General features: G+C 51.9%; 1 protein-coding gene and 1 pseudogene. Both read right to left on the bottom strand.

Annotation, left to right across the window (positions count from 1 at the left end; genetic code table 11):
• Positions 1 to 167 precede the first annotated feature (167 nt).
• Positions 168 to 1,154 carry a vWA domain-containing protein gene (locus ABW391_RS29030; protein WP_353485406.1) on the bottom strand — a complete coding sequence of 329 codons (987 nt, stop codon included), beginning with the start codon at positions 1,152 to 1,154 and terminating at the stop codon, positions 168 to 170.
• Between the two features lie 6 nt (positions 1,155 to 1,160).
• Positions 1,161 to 1,346, bottom strand: a pseudogene (locus tag ABW391_RS29025) (hypothetical protein); the annotation flags it as partial.

Raw genomic sequence — 1,346 nt, 5'->3', positions numbered from 1 at the left:
GGCGAACGGTCGGGCATCAGGCGCTGAATCAAGTCCAGGTTGCCCATGCGCGCCAAAGCCTTCTTTCGGGCAAAATTTGCCCCCAGCACCAAGACAATCAAGACTGGCAGCAGCGCTAAAGCGTACAAGAAAACAGGGTGCTCGAATCGAAACATAAGCAACAATAATTATGGCAAACTTCTCAGCCAGGTTTGTCTCAATACAAACTCGGCGAGTAAAAATAACAATCCCAATAAAGCCCAACGCGGAAACTCTTCACTGTATTTTTTGATGGTGGTAACTTGTATCTCCGTTTTTTCAAGCAAGTCGATGGTTTTGTAAATCTCGCGCAAATCCTGGTTGTTTTTTGCCCGAAAATACTGCCCGCCCGTCATACGGGCAATTTCGCGCAGCAGCTCTTCGTCAATTTCCACCTGGGCATAATCCAGAAAAAAACTGCCATCGCTGAGGCGACTTACGGGGGTCAGGGCCTCGCCAATGGTACCTACCCCAATGGCGTACACCTTGATGCCCAATTCTTTGGCCAATTCTCCAGCAGTGAGGGGCTTGAAGTAGCCCACGTTGTTGACGCCATCGGTAAGCAGGATGATGACCTTGCTTTTGGCAGGGCTTTTCTTGAGGCGGTTTACGGCGCCGGCCAGGCCCATCCCGATGGCGGTGCCATCCTCCAGGTTGCCACACTGGAGCTGTTCCAGAAAGGTTTCTACAATGCGGTGATCGGTGGTCAGCGGGCATTGGGTGAAGGCTTCGCCGGCAAAAACGACCAGGCCAATGCGGTCGTGGGGACGGCCTTTGACAAACTCAATCGCCACTTTTTTGCTGACTTCCAGTCGGTTTGGTTCAAAATCCTGAGCCAACATACTGCTCGACAAGTCCATCGAGAGCATGATGTCGATGCCATCGGCTTTGATTTTTTCTTCTTTGAGTACCAATTGGGGGCGAGCCAGCGCTACCACCAATGCAATAAATCCCAGGGCGCGGATGATGGGCAGCCAACGGCGCAATTTTGCTTTGAGCGTTTCCATGCCCGCAATCCCCTGAAGGCTCGGCAGGGTAACTGCGGCGTGCCTTTGCTTTTGCTGTTGCCAATACCACCTGGCCAGGATGGGCAGCAACAAGAGCAGCAAGAAAAAATAGGGATGCAGAAATTTCATAGTCGCTTAAATTGTTGGTTCTGTTCCGGTATGGGTTTGTTCAACAAAGGTTTTGACGCTGCTGAGCGCTTCCAGGTGGAAACTCAGGGGCGGCTGGGCTTTGGCAAATTTCACCAAATCGGCGGTTTGGAGCATTTGCCGCAAAGGCATGCGCCATTCTTCCGGGATCGGGATGTTGCGCAAAGATTCCAG

This window comes from Haliscomenobacter sp., assembly GCF_040403615.1.
Classification (GTDB): domain Bacteria; phylum Bacteroidota; class Bacteroidia; order Chitinophagales; family Saprospiraceae; genus Haliscomenobacter.
The sequence above is the reverse complement of the archived record's forward strand: the minus strand, read 5'-3'. Positions and strand labels throughout refer to the sequence as shown.